Below are 20,958 nucleotides of genomic sequence, written 5' to 3'. Positions count from 1 at the left end.
TCGCCACGTCGTCTCCGTGCGTGCCGTTCCGGGCGCGCCCACGCCCCCTGCCCGCAGGTGAGTTGACCTCTTCCGGACTTTGTCCTGGAACCGGAAAAAGACCTTGCTGATTCCTGCGCAACTTCTTCCCCCACTGGACGGGCGCTGCTACTTTCCCATCGAAAGCCTGACGGAGCGGGACCGGCCGACGCCGGTCCGGTATCCCCATGCCGACGGCCGGGGGAGGTGAGGGGCACATGAGACGCATGACAGCTCGACCCGCCAACGCGCATCAGGCGCGGCTCCTGCGGCTGCTCCGTGACGGCGGTCCCAACTCCCGTGCCCAGATGGGGGACCAGATCGACCTGTCCCGTTCCAAGCTCGCCGTCGAGGTCGACCGGCTGCTGGAGACGGGTCTGGTCGTCGCGGACGGCCTGGCCGCCTCGCGCGGCGGGCGGCGTTCGCACAACATCAGGCTCGCCCCGGGCCTGCGCTTCCTGGGCGTCGACATCGGCGCCACCTCGGTCGACGTCGCCGTCACCAACGCCGAGCTGGAGGTGCTCGGCCACCTCAACCACCCGATGGACGTCCGTGAGGGACCGGTCGCCGTCTTCGAGCGGATCCTCGAAATGGCCGCCAAACTCAAGGCCGCCGGCCTCGCCGAAGGCTTCGACGGCGCGGGCATCGGGGTACCGGGGCCGGTGCGGTTCCCCGAGGGCGTCCCCGTCGCCCCGCCGATCATGCCCGGCTGGGACGGCTTCCCGGTCCGCGAGGCACTCAGCCAGGAACTGGGCTGCCCCGTCATGGTCGACAACGACGTGAACCTGATGGCCATGGGGGAGCAGCACGCCGGGGTCGCGCGCTCCGTGGGCGACTTCCTCTGCGTCAAGATCGGCACCGGCATCGGCTGCGGCATCGTCGTCGGCGGAGAGGTGCACCGCGGTGTGACGGGCAGCGCCGGCGACATCGGCCACATCAGGGTCGAGGCCGACGGACGCGCCTGCGCCTGCGGCAACAAGGGCTGCCTGGAGGCCCACTTCAGCGGCGCCGCGCTCGTCCAGGACGCCCTGGAGGCGGCCAGGTCAGGGCGGTCCGCCGCCCTCGCGGCCCGGCTCGAGGCGGCCGGTCAGCTGTCCGCCGTCGACGTCGCCGCGGCTGCCGCGGTCGGTGACGCGGCGGCACTCGAACTCATCCGCGAGGGGGGCAACCGCGTCGGGCAGGTCATCGCCGGGCTCGTCAGCTTCTTCAACCCCGCACTGGTCGTGATCGGCGGCGGCGTCACCGGCCTCGGCCACACGCTGCTCGCCAGCATCCGCAGCCAGGTCTACCGCCAGTCCCTGCCCCTGGCGACCGGCAACCTCCCCATCGTCCTGGGTGAACTGGGCCCCACCGCCGGCGTGATCGGCGCGGCCCGGCTCATCAGCGACCACGTGTTCTCCCCGGCCTGATCCCCCCACCGGCCAAGCGCTCCACCGGCACCACGGCACCACCGGCTCCACTGCACGCTCCGCACGCGTACGTGTCACCCGCACCCGCCGAGGGGATCGTCATGGCACCACAACCACCGGCACCGCCGCCCGCGACAGCGGCGCCGCTGCTCACCATGTCCGGCATCACCAAGTCCTTCCCCGGCGTCCGCGCCCTGGACGGCGTCGACCTGGACGTCCAGGCCGGCGAGGTGCACTGCCTCCTCGGCCAGAACGGCGCGGGGAAGTCCACCCTCATCAAGGTGCTCGCCGGGGCCCACCAGCCCGACGGCGGGGAGATCACCTGGCGCGGGGAACCGGTGTCGCTGAAGTCGCCGATCGCCGCCATGCGGCTCGGCATCGCGACCATCTACCAGGAACTCGACCTGGTCGAGGGGCTGTCCGTGGCCGAGAACGTCTTCCTCGGCCACGAACCGACCACCGCCGGCTTCGTCGTGCGCGGACGCGACGCACGCCGTGAAGCGGCCGTCCTGCTGCGCCGGCTCGGCCACCCCGAGATCGACCCCGCCCGCCGCGTCGGTGACCTCTCGGCCGCCCAGCAGCAGATCGTCTCGATGGCCCGGGCGCTCTCCCACGACGTGCGCCTCATCGTCATGGACGAGCCGTCCGCCGCGCTGGACCCCGAGGAGACCGACAACCTGCTGCGCATCGTCGGGCAGCTGACCGCAGACGGCGTCGCGGTCGTCTACATCTCCCACCGGCTGGAGGAGATCCGCCGCGTCGGCGACCGGGTCACCGTCCTGAAGGACGGCCGCGCGGTCGCCGGCGGACTCCCCGCCAAGTCGATGCCCACGCGCGACATCGTCGCCCTCATGACGGGCCGTGACGTCGAGTACGTCTTTCCGCCGCGTCCCGCGGGACCGCGCTCCGGCGATCCCGTCCTGCGGGTCGAAGGGCTCGCCCGCGACGGCGAGTTCGCCGCCGTGGACCTGGAAGTGCGTCCGGGGGAGATCGTCGGGCTCGCCGGACTCGTGGGCTCCGGACGGTCGGAGATCCTCGAGACGCTCTACGGTGCCAGGAAGCCCACCGCCGGCCGGGTGACCGTCGACGGCCGGCCCCTCAAACCCGGCAGCGTCCGCTCCGCCGTCCGCGCCGGTCTGGGACTGGCGCCCGAGGAGCGCAAGGCGCAGGCACTGCTGATGCTGGAGTCCGTCACGCGCAACGTGTCGGTGTCCACGCTCGCCCGCTTCTCCCGGGCCGGCTGGCTCGACCGCAGGGAGGAACGACGGGCCGCACAGGAGTCCACCCGGTCGCTGTCGCTGCGGCCCGACAACCCCGACGCCCGGGTGCGCACCCTGTCCGGGGGCAACCAGCAGAAGGCCGTCCTGGCCCGCTGGCTGCTGCGCGGCTGCCGCGTCCTGCTGCTCGACGAGCCGACCCGGGGCGTCGACGTCGGCGCCCGCGCCGAGCTGTACGCGGTGATCCGCCGGCTCGCCGACGACGGGCTCGCCGTACTCCTCGTCTCCAGCGAGGTCCCCGAAGTCCTGGGGCTCGCGGACCGGGTGCTGGTACTCCGTGAGGGACGCGTCGTGCACACGGCGCCCGCGACGGAGCTGGACGAACACCGCGTACTCGACCTCGTCATGGAAGGGAGCCCGAGCTGATGACACAGCCCGCTTCCCAGGCCCCGCAGGCACCGACGCCGCCCGCGGACGCGTCCCCCGTCACGAAGGGCGGCGGCCGGCGTCCGGCGCTGGGGCTCCACGCCGACGTCCGCAACCTGTCCCTGCTCGGCGTCCTCGCCGCCCTCGTCCTGGTCGGGGGCATCACACAGCCCGACGCCTTCCTGGACGTCTCCAACCTCCAACTGGTGCTCACGCAGGCGTCCGTCATCGGTGTCGTCACCGTCGGCATGACCTTCGTGATCACCAGCGGGGGCATCGACCTGTCCGTCGGCGCGATCGTCGCGCTCTCCTCCGTGTGGGCGACGACCCTCGCCACCCAGGAGTACGGCTTCGCGGGCATCCTCTTCACCGCGGTCGTCGTCGGCGTCGGCTGCGGGCTGGTCAACGGGGTGCTCATCGCCTACGGCGGCATGGTGCCGTTCATCGCGACCCTCGCCATGCTCGCCTCGGCACGCGGGCTCGCCCTGTACCTCACCGACGGCAAGACGCAGATCGTCACCGTGAACTCGGTGCTCGACCTCGGCCTTCCCGCCAGCTACGTCCTCGGCATCCCGCCGCTGGTGCTGGTCTTCGCCGGGGTCACCGTCATCGGCTGGCTGGTGCTGAACCGGACGACGTTCGGGCGCCGGACCGTGGCCGTCGGCGGCAACGCGGAGGCGGCCCGCCTCGCCGGCATCGACGTCCGCCGGCAGCGGCTCTACCTCTACCTGCTGTCCGGGCTGTGCTGCGGCATCGCGGCCTTCATGCTGATCATCCTGTCCGGCTCGGGCCAGAACACCAACGGAAACCTCTACGAACTCGACGCCATCGCCGCAGCGATCATCGGCGGCACGCTGCTCAGCGGCGGCCGCGGCACGATCGTCGGCTCCGTCCTGGGCGTCCTGGTGTTCATCACCATCCAGAACATCTTCGCCCTCAACAACCTGGAGAGCGCCGTCCAGCAGATCGCCAAGGGAGCGATCATCGTGGCCGCCGTCCTGGTCCAGCGCAGCACCGTGCGCAACGGCGACGGCTGACACAGCCCGTCGCCCCCGCTCCACCCGACAACCCGCACGCGCCCCGCACCGCCCTATCCCGGAGGGTTTCACCGCCATGCCACGAATCCCGGTCACCAGCCGCAGAGGACTGCTCTTCGGCGCCGCCGCCGTCTCCGCCGGAGCGGCCCTCACCGCCTGCACCAGCAACGAGCCGAAGAAGGCGGGCACGGCCGCCACCAAGGCCCCGGCCGCCGACGACAAGCCCGGCACGCCGGTCACGATCGGCTTCGCCGGCCCGCAGGCCGACCACGGCTGGCTCAACGCCATCAACCAGAACGCCAAGGACCGCGCCGCGAAGTACTCCGAGGTGACGCTGGAGATCACCGAGGGCTCCAACGACACCGCCGCCCAGATCGGGCAGATCCAGACGCTGATCAACAAGAAGGTCGACGTCCTGGTCATCCTGCCGGCCGACGGCAAGGCCCTCACCCAGGTGGGCCTGCAGGCCATGAAGGCCGGCATCCCGGTGATCAACCTGGACCGGATCTTCGCCTCCCCGCAGGCGTACCGCTGCTGGATCGGCGGCGACAACTACGGCATGGGGCTCAACGCCGGCCGCTACATCGGCGAGCAGCTCAAGGACAAGCCGGACGCCAAGGTCGTCGAGCTCGCCGGCATCGACAACCTGGAGCTGACCCGGCAGCGCACCCAGGGCTTCGACGACGCTCTGAAGAACTACCCCAACATCAGGAAGGTGGCCCGGCAGGCCGCCGAGTTCACCGTCGAGACCGGCCAGGCCAAGATGGCCCAGCTGCTGCAGGCGCAGAAGCAGTTCGACGCGCTGTGGAACCACGACGACGACCAGGGCGTCGGTGCCCTGCGCGCGATCGCGCAGGCGGGCCGTGACGAGTTCTTCATGGTCGGCGGCGCGGGGTCCAAGTCGGCGATGGACGCCATCAAGGCCGACGACGGCGTGCTGAAGGCGACCGTCCTGTACCCGCCCACCATGGCCGCCTCCGCCATCGACCTGGCCCGAGCGCTCGGACAGAAGAAGGGCGTCGGCGGGTTGTCGGAGCTGGAGATCCCCGCGTCGATCACCCTGTACTCGGCCGTCGTCACCAAGGAGAACGTCGACGAGTACCTGCCGACGGGCTTCATCTAACAGATCCGCCCCGCCCGTCCGAACCGAGCAACCGACGAGGAGCAACGGCATGGCTGATATGGCCGGCAAGGAAGACAGTGAGGCAGGGGCCGCTTCGCCGGCGCTCGGCATCGGCATGGTCGGCTACGCCTTCATGGGCGCCACCCACTCCCACGCGTGGCGCACCGTGGGCCGCGTGTTCGACCTGCCGATGAGGCCCGTCCTGGCCGCGATCGGCGGCCGGGACGAGGGGGCGGTGCGGGCCGCGGCCGCCCGGCACGGCTGGGCCGCCGCGGAGACGGACTGGCGGGCACTGGTGGACCGGGACGACGTCCAGCTGGTGGACGTGTGCACCCCCGGGGACAGCCACGCCGAGATCGCCATCGCGGCGCTCGAGGCGGGCAAGCACGTCCTGTGCGAGAAGCCGCTGGCCAACTCGGTCGCCGAGGCGGAGGCCATGGCCGCGGCGGCCGAGTTGGCGGCCGCCCGCGGCCAGGTGGCCATGGTCGGCTTCAACTACCGGCGGGTGCCGGCGGTCGCCTACGCCCGCCGGCTCATCGCGGACGGGAGGGTGGGCACCATCCGCCACGTGCGGGTGACCTACCTCCAGGACTGGCTCGTCGACCCGGACTTCCCGCTGACCTGGCGGCTGAAGCGCGAGTACGCGGGCTCCGGGGCGCTCGGTGACCTCGGCGCGCACGCCGTCGACCTCGCGCAGTACCTGGCGGGGGAGCACCTGGTGGGGGTCTCGGCGCTCACCGAGACGTTCGTACGGGAGCGGCCCGAGCTGGCCGGCACGTCGTCGGGGCTGTCGGGCTCCGGGAGCACCCGGCGGGGGCCGGTCACCGTCGACGACGCGGCGCTGTTCACCGGGCGGCTGGCCTCGGGGGCGCTCGCCTCCTTCGAGGCCACGAGGATGGCCTCGGGGCGCAAGAACGCCCTGCGGCTGGAGATCAACGGCGAGCGCGGCTCGCTCGCCTTCGACCTGGAGCGGCTGAACGAGCTGTCGTTCCACGACCACACCGAGCCCGCCGACTCGGCCGGCTTCCGGCGGATCCTGGTGACCGAGCCGGGCCATCCGTACCTGGAGGCGTGGTGGCCGCCCGGCCACGCGCTCGGTTACGAGCACACCTTCACCCACCAGGCGCGCGACCTCGTCCTCGGGATCGCCGAAGGGGTCGCCCCGGCGCCGTCGTTCGCCGACGGGCTGCAGGTGCAGCGGGTCCTGGCGGCGGTGGAGGAGAGCGCCGAGAAGAACGCCGTCTACACCCCCGTCCCCGCCTGACCACGCCCGTATCGAGGAGGCCCTCGCCGTGCCACGACCCTTCACCCTCTTCACCGGCCAGTGGGCCGACCTGCCCCTGGAGGAGGTCTGCCGGCTCGCCCGCGACTTCGGTTACGACGGGCTCGAACTCGCCTGCTGGGGCGACCACTTCGAGGTCGACAAAGCCCTGGCCGACCCCGCCTACCTGGACGGGCGGCGGGCGCTGCTCGACAAGTACGGCCTGAAGTGCTGGGCGGTCTCCAACCACCTGGTCGGACAGGCCGTCTGCGACAACCCGATCGACGAGCGCCACAAGGGGATCCTGCCCGCCCGGATCTGGGGCGACGGTGAGCCGGAGGGCGTCCGGCAGCGGGCCGCGCGCGAGCTGGCCGACACCGCGCGCGCCGCGGCCGCCTTCGGGGTGCGCACCGTCATCGGCTTCACCGGCTCGTCGATCTGGCACCTGGTCGCCATGTTCCCGCCGGTCCCGGAGCGGATGATCGAGCGCGGCTTCGAGGACTTCGCCGAGCGGTGGAACCCGATCCTGGACGTCTACGACGCCGAGGGGGTCCGCTTCGCCCACGAGGTCCACCCGGCCGAGATCGCCTACGACTACTGGACCACGCACCGCGCGCTGGAGGCCGTCGGCCACCGGCCGGCCTTCGGGTTGAACTTCGACCCGAGCCACTTCGTGTGGCAGGACCTCGACCCCGTCGGGTTCCTGTGGGACTTCAAGGACCGCATCTACCACGTCGACTGCAAGGAGGCCCGCAAGCGCCTCGACGGCCGCAACGGGCGCATGGGCTCCCACCTGCCGTGGGGCGACCCGCGGCGCGGCTGGGACTTCGTCTCGGCCGGGCACGGCGACGTGCCGTGGGAGGACGTGTTCCGGATGCTCCGGTCGATCGGATACGACGGCCCGATCTCCGTCGAGTGGGAGGACGCCGGGATGGACCGCCTCGCGGGCGCCCCGGAAGCGCTTTCCCTCCTGAAGCGGTACGACTTCGATCCGCCTGCGGCGTCCTTCGACGCCGCGTTCGGAGGCAACGACTAGGCGTCACCGCAGGTCACAGCACACATCCCGCAGCCCGGCGGCCGCCGCCGCCGGGCCTGTCGGGCTGCCCGGGCCCAGCTTTGTCCTGGCGCTGGAGAAAGTTCAACTTATTCACCGCGCAAGGCCTTTCGGTCCGGAACGAACCCGGCTACCGTCCCTGAGGTGTACAGGACACAGGCCTGAAACACGAGGCCGGTCCTGAGCGGCACCCGACCAGCGTGACGGCGCACGCCGGTCCCCGGATCTTCCGCACGGCAGCTGCATCCGCCCGTACGACCTTCCCGGAGGACACACGTGCACAGAAAACGGCCCGGAGCATCCAGAACCCGATTCCGGCAGGGACTCGCGCTCCTCACCGGCGGCCTCCTCGCCGCCACGTCCCTCGTCATCTCCGCCCCCTTGGGCGCCTCGGCCCGGCCCCTCGACACGGAGCCCGCGGCCGCGGCGGCGGAGGAGTTCCAGCAGGTCACCCTCGCCAAGGGGGAGCCCGAGACGGGCGAGCCCATGTCCCTCGCGGTCCTGCCCGACCGCAGCGTGCTGCACACCTCGCGCGACGGCGAGCTGCGCAGGACCGACGCCGCCGGCACCACCACCGTGATCGGAACGGTCCCCGTCTACACGCACGACGAGGAGGGCCTCCAAGGCGTCGGCATCGACCCGGACTTCAGCGAGAACCGGGCGATCTTCCTCTACTACGCGCCCCCGCTCGACACCCCCGCAGGCGACGCCCCCGACCAGGGGACGGCCGAGGACTTCGCCAAGTTCGACGGCGTCAACCGGCTCTCGCGCTTCACGCTGAACGCCGACTGGACCCTCGACAACGCCAGCGAGAAGAAGGTCCTCGACGTCGCCACGACCCGCGGCATCTGCTGCCACGTCGGCGGTGACATCGACTTCGACGCCCAGGGCAACCTGTACCTGTCGACCGGCGACGACTCCAACCCCTTCGCCTCCGACGGCTACGCGCCCATCGACGACCGCCCGGGCCGCAACCCCGCCTACGACGCCCGCCGCACCTCCGGCAACACCAACGACCTGCGCGGCAAGCTGCTGCGGATCAAGGTCGCCGACGACGGTTCGTACACGATCCCCGAGGGCAACCTCTTCGCCCCGGGCACGGACAGGACCCGGCCCGAGATCTACGCCATGGGCTTCCGCAACCCGTTCCGCTTCAGCGTCGACAAGAAGACCGGCATCGCCTACGTCGGCGACTACGGACCCGACGCCGGCGCGGCCGACCCCAAGCGCGGCCCCGGCGGCCAGGTCGAGTTCGCCCGCGTGACGAAGGCCGGCAACTTCGGCTGGCCCTTCTGCACCGGCGACAACGACCCGTACGTCGACTACGACTTCGCGACCGGGCAGTCCGGCGCGACCTTCGACTGCGCCGCGCCGAAGAACGACTCGCCGTACAACACGGGCCTGACCGACCTGCCGCCCGCGCAGGCCGCGTGGATCCCCTACGACGGCGGTTCCGTGCCCGAGTTCGGCTCCGGCTCCGAGTCCCCCATGGGCGGCCCGGTCTACCGGTACGACCCCGAACTGGACTCCCCGGTGAAGTTCCCCGAGGCCTACGACGGCGACTTCTTCGCCGGCGAGTTCGGGCGCCGCTGGATCAAGCGCATCGACCAGGGCGAGGACGGCACGGTCCAGTCCATCAACGACGTGCCCTGGACCGGCACGCAGATCATGGACATGGCCTTCGGCCCGGACGGCGCGCTGTACGTCCTCGACTACGGCACCGCCTGGTTCGGCGGTGACGAGCACTCTGCCCTCTACCGGATCGAGAACGCCACCGACGGCCGCTCCCCGAGCGCCGAGGCGTCCGCGAACAAGACCTCGGGCACCGCACCGCTGAAGGTCACCTTCTCCTCGGCCGGCACCACCGACCCCGACGGCGACACGCTCGCCTACAGCTGGGACTTCGGCGACGGCGGCACCTCCACCGCGGCCGACCCCGCGCACACCTACCGTACGAACGGCACCTACACCGCGACCCTCACGGTGAAGGACCCGACCGGGCGCACCGCGACCGCGAGCGTCCAGGTCGTCGTCGGCAACACCGCGCCCAAGGTGACCCTGGAACTACCCGCCGAGGGGGCCCTGTTCAGCTTCGGCGACGAGATCCCGTTCAAGGTGACCGTCACCGACCCCGAGGACGGGACCGTCGACTGCTCCAAGGTCAAGGTCACCTACGTCCTCGGCCACGACAGCCACGGCCACCCCGTGACCTCCGTCAACGGCTGCTCCGGCGCCATCAAGACCTCCGCCGACGGCGGCCACGACCCCAACGCCAACATCTTCGGCGTCATCGACGCCGAGTACACCGACGGCGGGGGCGGCGGCCAGGAGGCGCTGACCGGCCACGACCAGGCGCAGCTGCAGCCGCGCCACCGGCAGGCCGAGCACTTCACGGGCTCGTCCGGCGTCGACCTCTTCGACAAGGCCGAGGCCCACGGCGGCCGCACCGTCGGCAACATCGACGACGGCGACTGGATCTCCTTCAAGCCCTACAACCTCACCGGCTCCGTCCGGCTGACCGCCCGCGTTTCCTCCGGAGGCTCCGGTGGCTTCCTCGAGGTGCGCACCGGCTCGGCGACCGGCCCGATCCTGGGCTCCGCCCCCGTACCGGTGACCGGCAGCTGGGAGACCTTCCAGGAGATCGACGTACCGCTGCGCGCCGTGCCGAAGAAGACCACCGAGCTGTTCCTGGTCTTCAAGGGCGGCTCCGGGGCGCTCTACGACCTCGACGATTTCGAGCTCTCCAACGTCCCGGCAGACCGCGCCGCCAAGCGCGTCCTGGTCTTCTCCAGGACCGCCGGGTTCCGCCACGACGCCATCCCCACCGGCGTCGCCGCGCTGAAGGAGCTCGGCGCCACCGCCAACATCACCGTCGACGCCACCGAGGAGCCGCGTCAGTTCACCAGCAACAACCTGGCGCGCTACGACGCGGTGGTGTTCCTGTCGACCACCGGTGACGTCCTCAACGCCGATCAGCAGCAGGCGTTCGAGAATTACGTCAAGGGCGGGGGCGCCTACATGGGCGTCCACGCCGCCGCCGACACCGAGTACGACTGGCCCTTCTACGGCGGCCTCGTCGGCGCCTACTTCCAGGGGCACCCGCAGATCCAGAAGGCCACCGTCCGCGCCGAGGACCACACGCACCCCGCCACCGCGCACCTCGACGAGGCCGGCTGGGAGCGCACCGACGAGTGGTACAACTACCGCACCAACCCGCGCGGCCAGGCCCGCGTCCTCGCCACCCTGGACGAGACCACCTACCAGGGCGGCACGATGAAGGGCGACCACCCGATCGCGTGGTGCCAGACCTACCAGTCCGGGCGCTCCTTCTACACCGGTCTCGGGCACACCAAGGAGTCCTACGCCGAGCCGGCCTTCCGCCAGCACCTCCTGGGCGGACTGCGCTACGCCGTCGGACAGGTCAAGGCCGACTGCAAGCCGCAGACGGGCTACCGCGACCTGTTCAACGGGTACACCTCGGAGGGCTGGAAGCAGGCGGGCCCCGGCAAGTTCAACGTCGTCGACGGTGAACTGCGCACCGAGGGCGGCATGGGCCTGCTGTGGTACCAGGCCAAGCAGTACGGCGCGTACTCCCTGAAGCTCGACTGGAAGATGGACGGCGACGACAACTCCGGTGTCTTCGTGGGCTTCCCGGCCTCCGACGACCCCTGGTCAGCGGTGGACAAGGGCTACGAGATCCAGATCGACGCCTCCGACGCCCCCGACCGCACCACCGGCTCCGTCTACAGCTTCAAGTCGGCCAACCTCAAGGCCCGCGACCAGGTGCTGCGTCCCCCGGGCCAGTGGAACAGCTACGAGATCAAGGTCCAGGGTGAACGGCTCCAGGTCTTCCTCAACGGAGTCAAGATCAACGACTTCACCAACACCGACCCCGCCCGCAGCCTGAAGGACGGCTACATCGGCCTGCAGAACCACGGGGCCGACGACCAGGTGTCCTTCCGGAACGTACAGATCAAGGAACTTCCCTCCTCGTAGGGCAGTCCCTGCCGGCACCCACGAGCCGGCGGCGGGCGGGGAGACGCCGTGCCCCCGCCCGCCGCCCCCCACCACTCGCACCAGGGAGGCAGCCGTGACGAACCCCCCCGCCCCGGCACCGGCATCGGACCACCGGTCGCCCGCACGCACCGGAGTGTGGCTCATCGGAGCCCGCGGCTCCGTCGCCACCACCGCCGTCGCGGGATGCGCGGCGATCACCGCCGGGCTCCACCCCGCGACGGGCATGGTGAGCGAGACCGCTCCCTTCGCCTCGGCCGGCCTTCCACCACTCCCTTCCCTGGTCTTCGGCGGCCACGACACGGCCGCCTGCCCGCTGGGCAAGCGGGCGGAACAGCTCGCGGAGGGCGGCGTGCTGCCGTACGGCCTGCCGGCCGCGCTCCGCGCCGAACTCGCCGCCGCCGACGCCGAGATCCGCACCGGCGGCCCGCTCCCCGGCGACACCCGCGGTGACGAGGAGCTGATCGCGGCGTTCGCGGCGGACATCACCGCCTTCACCCACCGCCACGACCTGGCGCGGACCGTCGTCGTCAACGTCGCCTCCACCGAGCCCGTTCCCGAGCCCGGGAGCGACCGCCTCCCGGCGAGCTCCCTCTACGCGGCGGCGGCGATCGAGGCCGGATGCGCCTACGTGAACTTCACCCCCTCCACCGGGATACGGACCCGGGACCTCGCCGAGGCGGCCTCCGCCCGCGGCCTGCCTCACGCGGGACGGGACGGCAAGACGGGGCAGACCCTGCTCCGCTCCGTCCTCGCCCCGATGTTCGTGCAACGCGCGCTGTCGGTACGGGCCTGGTCCGGCACCAACCTGCTCGGCGGCGGCGACGGGGCGGTCCTCGCCGACCCCGCGGCGGCCGCGGCGAAGAACGCCGGCAAGGAGCGCGTCCTCGCCGACGCCCTCGGCGCCGCCCCCGAGGGCGAGGTGCACATCGACGACGTCCCCGCCCTCGGCGACTGGAAGACGGCCTGGGACCACATCGCCTTCGACGGCTTCCTCGGCACCCGCATGGTCCTCCAGACCACCTGGCAGGGATGCGACTCCGCCCTCGCCGCCCCGCTCGTCCTCGACCTCGCCCGCTTCGCGGCCCGCGCCCAGGAGGCCGGTCTGAGCGGACCCCTCCCCGAGCTGGGCTTCTACTTCAAGGACCCCGACCCGGGCGCCCCCGCGGCGCTCTCCGAGCAGTACGGGGAGCTGCTGGCCCTCGCCGTGAGGCTGGGGGAGTCCCGGTGAGGGCACCGGGAGCGGGGCGGCTGCGGGCCCTGGCCGTCGTGGCGGCCCTCGGCGTCGTGACGGCGTTCGCCGCGCGCCACCCAGCGCGCGGCACGGTGCACGACACCGTCCCGCGGGGCGGGGCGGCGCGCGGCACCCACCGGCCCGGGGCGGAGGAGGGGGCCGCCCCGGGCGGGTGCGACGACGCCCGGCCCGCCGGGCCCGGGAGCGCCGACGACGCCGGCGACGCCGAGGCGGAACGGCCCGCACCGGCCCCACGGCTGTGGGACTGGGCCGAACTCCTGCGCGTCTCCGCCCTGTTCACCGTCCCGGGCGACGCCCTCGCGGGCGCCGCCGCGACGGGACGCGGTCCCCGCCGCGGCACGTTCCTCGCCATCGGCAGCTCGCTGTGCCTCTACCACGCGGGCATGGCGCTCAACGACTGGGCCGACCGCGACGAGGACGCCGTCGACCGCCCCCACCGGCCCCTCCCCTCGGGCCGGATCAGCCCGGCCGCCGCCCTGACGGCCGCCGGGGCGCTCACCGCGGCCGGCCTGGCGCTCGCGGCCCGCGCGGGACGCGCCCCGCTCGCCCTCGCCACCACCCTCGCGGCGACGGTCTGGGCGTACGACCTGCGTCTTAAGCACACGGCGGCGGGACCGGCCGCCATGGCCACCGCACGCGCCCTCGACCTCGTGCTCGGCGCGGCGGCCACCCGTCCCCGGGCGCTCGCCGCTGCGCTGCCCCACGCCGCCCTGCTCGGCGCACACACCTACGCGGTCACCACCGTCTCCCGCAACGAGACGCAGGGCGGCTCCAGCAGGGCACCGCTCGCAGCGCTGGTCACGACCACGGCGATCGCCGCCGTCACGGCCGACGCCGCCCGGACGCTGCACCACCTGCGTGCGTCCACACGCCCGCCGTCGGCCACTGCCCGGCACGGGTCGGGCGGTGGCCGGCGCGGGCGACCGGCCCCGAGGACGGAGCAACCACCGGCCCTGCCCCACGTCCTGACGGCACTGGCCTCCGCGGCCTACGCCGGCACGGCGCTCACCCCCTTCCTGCACGCGGCTCTCAACCCGTCACCGCAGCTCACCCAGCGCGCGGTCGGCGGCGGGATCCGCGCCATGATCCCGTTGCAGGCCGCCCTGGCGGCCCGCTCCGGCTCGGGAGCATCCGCGGCGGCCGTCCTCGCCCTCGGCCCCGTAGCCCGCCGGGTCGCCAGGAAGGTGAGCCCCACATGAGCCTGCGCCTCGGCTACGGAACCAACGGCCTCACCGACCTCCGCCTCGATGACGCCCTCTCCCTCCTCGCCGACCTGGGCTACGACGGCGTCGGACTGACCCTCGACCACATGCACCTCGACCCGCTGGCACCCGACCTCGCCGCCCGCACCCGGCGCCTCGCGGGACGGCTGTCCGCGCTCGGCCTCGAGGTCACCGTCGAGACCGGCGCCCGCTACGTCCTCGACCCGCGCCGCAAGCACGGTCCCTCCCTCCTCGACCCGGACCCCGACGCCCGCGCCGCCCGCACCCGGTTGCTCGTCCGCGCCGTCCAGGTCGCCGCCGACCTCGGGGCCCACGCCGTGCACTGCTTCAGCGGGATCACGCCCGCCGGCACGTCGTCCGCAACCGCATGGCAGCGGCTCGAAGGCGCCCTCGCACCCGTCCTGGACGCGGCGTCCACCGCGGGGGTCCCGCTCGCGGTCGAGCCCGAGCCCGGTCACCTCCTCGCGTGCCTCGACGACTTCCACCACCTGCGCGGCCTGCTCGGCGACCCCGAACCCCTCGGACTCACCCTCGACATCGGCCACTGCCAGTGCCTGGAACCGGCGCCCCCCGCAGACTGCGTCAAACAGGCCGCCCCCTGGCTCCGCCACGTCCAGATCGAGGACATGCGCCGCGGCGTCCACGAACACCTCCCCTTCGGCCACGGGGAGATCGACTTCCCGCCCGTCCTCCAGGCCCTGGCGGACACCGGCTACGAGGGCCTGACCGTCGTGGAACTTCCCCGCCACTCCCACGCCGGACCCGAACTCGCCCGCACCTCCCTCGACTTCCTGCGCTCCCACACCCCCGCGAACGGAGCCACGGCATGACGACACCCACCCGCGAGGGCCTCCAGGGCCGGCTCGGCGACGCCGCCGGCGCCTGGCTCGACGCGGCCCTTGCCGAAGCCGGAGCCGCCCGCGACGGCACCACGGACGACGACACCCCCACCACACCCTCCTCCGTGCCCGCCTGGGAACAGCGCTTCGCCTCCGCGGGCCGCCACTGCGGCCAGGAGCACGCCGACGCCGCCCGCGTGCTGCTCCTACGGGAGGCCCGCGCCGACGCCGCCACGCTGACCCGCCTGTACCGGCAGGGCACCGCCGCGGAGCGCCGCGCCGTCCTCCTCGCGCTGCCGCACCTCGCGCCGGCCCCCGCCGACGGGGTGCCCCTCGTCGAGGACGCCCTGCGCACCAACGACACGCGGCTCGTCGCCGCCGCCGTCGGCCCCTACGCCGCGGAGCACCTCGACCCGCACACCTGGCGTCACGCCCTCCTCAAATGCCTGTTCACCGGAGTGCCGGTGGACGCGGCCGCCCGGCTCGAGGACCGGGCACGCGGCGACGCGGAACTGGCCCGCATGCTCGGCGACTACGCGGCGGAACGCACCGCCGCGGGCCGGCCCGTCCCCGCGGACCTCCACCGCGCCCTCGCCCTGACGTCCCGGACGGAGGAGTCCTGATGCGCATCTTCGACCCCCACATCCACATGACCTCCCGCACCACGGACGACTACGAGGCCATGTACGCCGCCGGTGTCCGCGCCCTGGTCGAACCCTCCTTCTGGCTCGGTCAGCCCCGCACCTGCCCCGAGTCCTTCTTCGACTACTTCGACTCCCTCCTGGGCTGGGAACCCTTCCGCGCCGCGCAGTACGGCATCGCCCACCACTGCACCGTCGCCCTGAACCCCAAGGAGGCGAACGACCCGCGCTGCCTCCCCGTCCTCGACGCGCTGCCCCGCTTCCTCGTCAAGGACAACGTCGTCGCCGTCGGCGAGATCGGCTACGACTCGATGACCCCCGCCGAGGACACCGCCCTCGCCACCCAGCTCCAGCTCGCCGCCGACCACGGACTGCCCGCCCTCGTCCACACCCCGCACCGCGACAAGCTCACCGGGATGCGCCGCACCATCGACGTCGTCCGCGAGTCCGCGCTCGACCCCGAGCACGTCCTGCTCGACCACCTGAACGAGACCACGGTGAAGGAGGCCGCCGACAGCGGCTGCTGGCTGGGCTTCTCCATCTACCCCGACACCAAGATGGACGAGGACCGCATGGTCGCCGTGCTGAAGGCCTACGGTACCGAGAAGACGCTGGTCAACTCCGCAGCGGACTGGGGGAAGAGCGACCCCCTCAAGACCCGCAGGACCGCGGACGCGATGCTCGCCGCCGGCTTCACCGCCGACGACGTCGACCAGGTCCTGTGGCGCAACCCCGTCGCCTTCTACGGCCGCAGCGGCAAGCTGCAGCTCGACGTCCCGGCCCCCGCGGACCTGCACGAGGGCAACTCCATCCTCCGCGGCGGGGAATGAGGAGGCGGTACCCATGCGCTTCCGGCACCCCGACGGCTCCGTCGTCCACCTGGCCTACTGCACCAACGTCCATCCCGCGGAGACGCTCGACGGAGTCCTCTCGCAGCTCCGCGACCACTGCGAACCCGTGCGCAAACGGCTGGGCCGGGACCGCCTCGGCATCGGGCTGTGGCTCGCCAAGGACGCCGCGCGCGCCCTCCACACCGATCCGGCCGCCCTGCGCGGGCTGCGCACCGCACTCGACCGCCGCGGCCTCGAGGTCGTCACCCTCAACGGCTTCCCCTACCAGGGCTTCGGCGCCGCCGAGGTCAAGTACCGGGTCTACCGGCCGGACTGGACCGAGCCGGAGCGGCTCGCCTACACCAGCGGCCTCGCCGACCTCCTCGCCGCCCTGCTCCCCGCCGACGTCACCGAAGGATCGATCTCCACCCTCCCGCTCGCCTGGCGCACCCTCTGGGACGAGCGTGCCGCGCGGAGCGCCAGGACCGCCCTCACCACCCTCGCCGGACGGCTCGACGCGCTGGCCGAACTCACCGGCAAGTCCATCAGGATCGCCCTGGAACCCGAACCGGGCTGCATCGTCGAGACCACCGCGGACGCGATAGAGCCCCTCACGGCGATCGCCCACCCCCGCATCGGCGTGTGCGTCGACACCTGCCATCTCGCCACCTCCTTCGAAGAACCCGCCGCCGCGCTGGACGCGCTCACCGCGGCGGGCATCACCATCCCCAAGGTCCAGCTCTCCGCCGCCCTGCACGCCGAACACCCGCACCTGCAGGACGTACGCGACGCGCTCGCCGCCTTCTCCGAACCCCGCTTCCTCCATCAGACGCGCGCCCGCACCGCCGGCGGGTTGCACGGCACCGACGACCTCCACCAGGCGCTCACCGAGGGGCCGCTCCCCACTGGCGCACCCTGGCGCGCCCACTTCCACGTGCCGCTGCACGCACCGCCGGCGCCTCCGCTCACCTCCACCGTCCCCGTCCTGAAGGACGCCCTCGCCCGCCTCGTCGGCGGCCCGTCCCCGCTGACCCACCACCTCGAGGTCGAGACCTACACCTGGCAGGCCCTCCCCGCCGAGCTGCGCCCACGCACCCGGGCCCAGCTCGCCGACGGCATCGCCGCGGAACTCGGTCTGGCCCGCGACCTCCTCCACGACCTCGGCCTGAAGGAACTCCCATGACCGACACCGCCGGGCCGGCCCCCCTCCTCGTCCTCGACGTCGTCGGCCTCACCCCCCGGCTCCTGGACCACATGCCGCATCTGAGGCGGCTCGCGGACAGCGGCTCACAGGCCCCGCTCGGCACCGTCCTGCCCGCGGTGACCTGTGCCGCCCAGTCCACCTTCCTCACGGGTGCGCCGCCCGCCGGGCACGGCATCGTCGGCAACGGCTGGTACTTCCGCGAACTCGGCGACGTCCTGCTGTGGCGCCAGCACAACGGTCTCGTCGCCGGCGACAAGCTGTGGGACGCCGCCCGCCGTGCCCACCCGGGCTACACCGTGGCCAACATCTGCTGGTGGTACGCCATGGGCGCCGACACCGATGTCACGGTCACCCCGCGCCCCGTCTACTACGCGGACGGCCGCAAGGAGCCCGACTGCTACACCCGGCCCCCCGAGCTCCACGACGAGCTCACCGACGCCCTCGGTACCTTCCCCCTCTTCCACTTCTGGGGCCCCGGCGCCGACATCGTCTCCAGCCGCTGGATCATCGACGCCACCCGGCACATCCTGCGCACCCGCACACCCGACCTCGCCCTCTGCTACCTCCCGCACCTCGACTACGACCTGCAGCGGTTCGGTCCGGACGACCCCCGCTCCCGCCGCGCGGCCACCGAGCTGGACGAGGCCCTGGCCCCGCTCCTCGACGACGCACGCCGGGAGGGCCGCACGGTGGTGGCGCTCTCCGAGTACGCGATCACGCCGGTCAGCCGGCCCGTCGACATCAACCGCGAGCTGCGGCGCGCCGGGCTGCTGGAGGTCCACACCCAGGACGGGATGGAGTACCTCGACGCGATGGCCTCCCGCGCGTTCGCGGTCGCCGACCACCAGATCGCCCATGTGTACGTGCGCCGTCCCGAGGACCTCGAAGCCACCCGCAAGGTCCTCGCCACGCTGCCCGGCGTCGCCGAACTCCTCGACGACGAGGGCAAGAAGCGGCACGGTCTGGACCATCCGCGCTCCGGCGAGCTCGTCGCCGTGGCGGACCCGGACGCCTGGTTCACGTACTACTACTGGCTTGACGACGACAGGGCACCCGACTTCGCCCGGCTCGTCGAGATCCATCGCAAACCCGGCTACGACCCCGTCGAACTGTTCATGGACCCCGCGGACCCCTACGTCCGCGTCAAGGCCGCCACCGCACTGGCCCGCAAGAAGCTCGGCATGCGCTACCGCATGGCGGTCGTGCCGCTCGACCCCTCGCCTATTCGCGGCAGCCACGGCCGCCTCCCGGCGAGCGACGAAGAAGGTCCGCTCATCCTCTGCTCCATCCCCCGTGCCGTCGGCGGCCGCGTGGCGGCCACCGAAGTGAAGTCCCTGCTCCTGCGCCTGGCAGGACTCCACTGAACCACACATCACCGACGCCAAGGAGTTATCCACAATGACCAGCTCGCGTCGTAACAGCACCCCCGACCCGGAGCTCAGCCGCAAGCTCAGCAGACGCGGCATGCTGGGCGTCGCCGCCGGAGCCGGCGCCGCCGCGCTGCTCGGCCTGGCCGCCCCCACCGCTGCCGCCGCCCAGAGCAAGGGGCACGGCAAGGGCCACGGCCGCCCGGTCCTGCCTCCCGGCCGCCTCGGCATCCAGCTGTACTCGCTGCGCGACAAGGTCTCCACACTGGGCTTCGCCCCCGTCTTCGCGGAACTCCAGAAGTACGGCTACGACGAGATCGAGTACGCCGGCTACACGCAGGGCTCCGCGGGCGCCATCACCCTCGCCCAGCTGCGCCGGCTCGCCCGCGACCACGGATTGCGCGCCATCGGCAGCCACGTCGGCTACTACAACGACGGCGACCCGAACGCCTACACCTTCGCCCAGAACCTGACGAAGGTCCTCGACGACGCCCAGGCTCTCGGGCTGAAGCACATCGGAACGGCGTCCGGTCCCTGGCGGTACGGCAGCACCGTCGACGGCTGGAAGCGCTGCGCCGAGGAGTTCAACGAGTATGGCGCGGCCGCCAAGGCCCGCGGCATGAAGTTCTACCAGCACAACCACGCGGAGGAGTTCTCCTTCGCCACCGACCGCCCGGGAGTGCGGCTGTACGACGTCCTCCTCGCCGAGACCGACCCCGACCTGGTCTACCTGGAGATGGACATCTACTGGGCCTACGCGGGCCAGTTCCGGTTCTCCAAGCGTGCGGACGGCACCCCCGCCCCCTTCGACCCGCTGCGCTACGTCCTGAAGCAGCCCGACCGCTACCCCCTCTTCCACGTCAAGGACGGTGAGCGCGACGACACCAACGCCGACGGCTACCGCATGGTCGACGTCGGGGACGGGGACATCGACTACCAGCGGTTCATCTCGGCCGTGACGCGCACGCAAGGCGGCCGCCTCGACCACCACTGGCAGACCGAGCACGACACGCCGCCCGATTCCTTCAGCTTCGCCCGCAGGTCGAGCGCGTACCTGCACTCGCTGCGCGAGAAGGACTGCTGACGCCGTGTCGGTGACGATCTGACGCGCCGTCCGGCATGCCGGAGGGGCCCCGTGCCCGCCGCTCGGGCGGGCCGGGGCCCTTCGTCTTCCCGGGAGAAGCCGGGCTTGCGCGTCGCCGCGACTTCGGGCAGTCCTGCGGCCGCAGCGACGCGCGAGCCCATGACCAGGGACGGAGCGGGTCCCATCCGCTCCGGGCCCGCGGTCGGCTCGGTCGTCCCGGGGGCTGGGTGGCCGCGTTGGCGTACGTTGTCGGTGACGAGGATTCACTCGTCGGGAGGTCCGGACGTGACGGTTCGTGATTACGGTGCGTGGTGGAGTCATTGAGGCCCCGTCGGACCCGTGATCATCAGGAATTCGGCGCTGTGCACGCCGTCCGCAGTCCACCGTTCGCCGCACCTGACGCGGCGTCGCGTGACGGAGCGTGACGGAATTCCGTCGTGCGGCGCGGATGTCCTCGACGCAGGCTCTCCATGTCGGAACCCTGCGGGTATCGCCACGGTGCCCGCCGAGACAGGAGAGTCAGTATGCGCGTTTCCCGTTTTGTGGCCGCTGTCGGTGTGGCCTCTGTCGTTCTGCTGGGTGGTGCCACTGCCGCCGGCGCCGCCACCCCGGACCTCGCCGGCACCAAGGGAACCCACGTCACGGGCGACCACGGCCGCGGCGGCTACGACCGTGGTCACGGTGGGCGCGGCCACCACCGTGACTCCTACCGCTTCGACCGCGGCTTCTTCGGCTCGTACCTCTTCGGGCCCTACCTCTTCGACCCCTTCTTCTTCGGCGGTCGCTTCCACTGACCTCCGGCCGGCCTGAGCGCCCACGCGTGACGGCCGTCGGTCCCCCGGGCCGCCGCCCCCGTACAGGGGCGGCGGCCCCCGTGCGTGCGGGGCGGTGCGCACCGCGGACTCCCATGTGTACGGCGATAACAAGTCAGCGTTATCGCTGCTTGCGTTTCCGCC

General features: G+C 72.4%; 16 protein-coding genes. All 16 read left to right on the top strand.

Features of this window, described 5'->3' with window-relative positions; translation table 11 throughout:
- Positions 1–245: 245 nt before the first annotated feature.
- The 16 genes from ABZ312_RS07885 (at position 246) to ABZ312_RS07810 (ending at position 20,796) form a co-directional block, all read left to right on the top strand.
- The gene (locus ABZ312_RS07885) at positions 246–1,427 is read left to right on the top strand and encodes an ROK family protein (RefSeq protein ID WP_500324639.1); all 1,182 of its coding nucleotides are present in this window, start codon (positions 246–248) and stop codon (positions 1,425–1,427) included.
- 101 nt (positions 1,428–1,528) lie between these two features.
- Entirely contained in the window at positions 1,529–3,070 is a 1,542-nt protein-coding gene (locus ABZ312_RS07880) for a sugar ABC transporter ATP-binding protein (RefSeq protein ID WP_500324640.1), read from the top strand.
- Positions 3,070–4,107, top strand: coding sequence for an ABC transporter permease (locus ABZ312_RS07875; RefSeq protein ID WP_499515838.1), 1,038 nt, complete (start codon positions 3,070–3,072; stop codon positions 4,105–4,107). Before ABZ312_RS07880 ends, ABZ312_RS07875 begins: the two co-directional genes overlap by 1 nt.
- 85 nt (positions 4,108–4,192) lie before the next feature.
- Positions 4,193–5,230, top strand: a complete 1,038-nt coding sequence (locus tag ABZ312_RS07870) for a substrate-binding domain-containing protein (RefSeq protein ID WP_500436838.1) — start codon at positions 4,193–4,195, stop codon at positions 5,228–5,230.
- Between the two features lie 49 nt (positions 5,231–5,279).
- On the top strand, positions 5,280–6,494 hold the full coding sequence (locus ABZ312_RS07865) for a Gfo/Idh/MocA family protein (RefSeq protein WP_500356339.1): 1,215 nt from the start codon (positions 5,280–5,282) through the stop codon (positions 6,492–6,494).
- A 28-nt stretch (positions 6,495–6,522) separates the two neighbouring features.
- Positions 6,523–7,527 carry a sugar phosphate isomerase/epimerase family protein gene (locus tag ABZ312_RS07860; protein WP_499515840.1) on the top strand — a complete coding sequence of 335 codons (1,005 nt, stop codon included), beginning with the start codon at positions 6,523–6,525 and terminating at the stop codon, positions 7,525–7,527.
- A 294-nt stretch (positions 7,528–7,821) separates the two neighbouring features.
- Positions 7,822–11,541, top strand: a complete 3,720-nt coding sequence (locus ABZ312_RS07855) for a ThuA domain-containing protein (RefSeq protein WP_500324643.1) — start codon at positions 7,822–7,824, stop codon at positions 11,539–11,541.
- A gap of 94 nt (positions 11,542–11,635) precedes the next feature.
- A complete protein-coding gene (locus ABZ312_RS07850) occupies positions 11,636–12,790 on the top strand; it encodes an inositol-3-phosphate synthase (RefSeq protein WP_500324644.1) in 1,155 nt (384 codons plus the stop codon).
- A complete protein-coding gene (locus ABZ312_RS07845; protein ID WP_500356336.1) occupies positions 12,787–14,013 on the top strand; it encodes an SCO3242 family prenyltransferase in 1,227 nt (408 codons plus the stop codon). The genes ABZ312_RS07850 and ABZ312_RS07845 overlap by 4 nt, the downstream gene beginning before the upstream one ends.
- Positions 14,010–14,867: a sugar phosphate isomerase/epimerase family protein gene (locus tag ABZ312_RS07840; protein ID WP_500324646.1), complete on the top strand. Its 858-nt coding sequence runs from the start codon at positions 14,010–14,012 to the stop codon at positions 14,865–14,867. Before ABZ312_RS07845 ends, ABZ312_RS07840 begins: the two co-directional genes overlap by 4 nt.
- Positions 14,864–15,499 (top strand): EboA domain-containing protein, encoded by a 636-nt coding sequence (locus ABZ312_RS07835; protein ID WP_500324647.1) that lies wholly within the window; start codon positions 14,864–14,866, stop codon positions 15,497–15,499. Before ABZ312_RS07840 ends, ABZ312_RS07835 begins: the two co-directional genes overlap by 4 nt.
- Positions 15,499–16,347, top strand: coding sequence for a TatD family hydrolase (locus ABZ312_RS07830; protein ID WP_500324648.1), 849 nt, complete (start codon positions 15,499–15,501; stop codon positions 16,345–16,347). The genes ABZ312_RS07835 and ABZ312_RS07830 overlap by 1 nt, the downstream gene beginning before the upstream one ends.
- 13 nt (positions 16,348–16,360) lie before the next feature.
- On the top strand, positions 16,361–17,530 hold the full coding sequence (gene eboE / locus ABZ312_RS07825; RefSeq protein WP_500324649.1) for a metabolite traffic protein EboE: 1,170 nt from the start codon (positions 16,361–16,363) through the stop codon (positions 17,528–17,530).
- Positions 17,527–18,915: an alkaline phosphatase family protein gene (locus ABZ312_RS07820; RefSeq protein ID WP_500436803.1), complete on the top strand. Its 1,389-nt coding sequence runs from the start codon at positions 17,527–17,529 to the stop codon at positions 18,913–18,915. The genes eboE and ABZ312_RS07820 overlap by 4 nt, the downstream gene beginning before the upstream one ends.
- A 34-nt stretch (positions 18,916–18,949) precedes the next feature.
- Positions 18,950–20,002: a sugar phosphate isomerase/epimerase family protein gene (locus ABZ312_RS07815; protein WP_500436801.1), complete on the top strand. Its 1,053-nt coding sequence runs from the start codon at positions 18,950–18,952 to the stop codon at positions 20,000–20,002.
- Between the two features lie 557 nt (positions 20,003–20,559).
- Complete coding sequence (locus ABZ312_RS07810) at positions 20,560–20,796, top strand: hypothetical protein (protein WP_500324654.1); 237 nt, start codon at positions 20,560–20,562, stop codon at positions 20,794–20,796.
- Positions 20,797–20,958 lie beyond the last annotated feature (162 nt).

The sequence above is a fragment of the Streptomyces sp. NPDC006207 genome, assembly GCF_040613835.1.
In the GTDB taxonomy this organism is placed as follows: domain Bacteria; phylum Actinomycetota; class Actinomycetes; order Streptomycetales; family Streptomycetaceae; genus Actinacidiphila.
The sequence above is the reverse complement of the archived record's forward strand: the minus strand, read 5'-3'. Positions and strand labels throughout refer to the sequence as shown.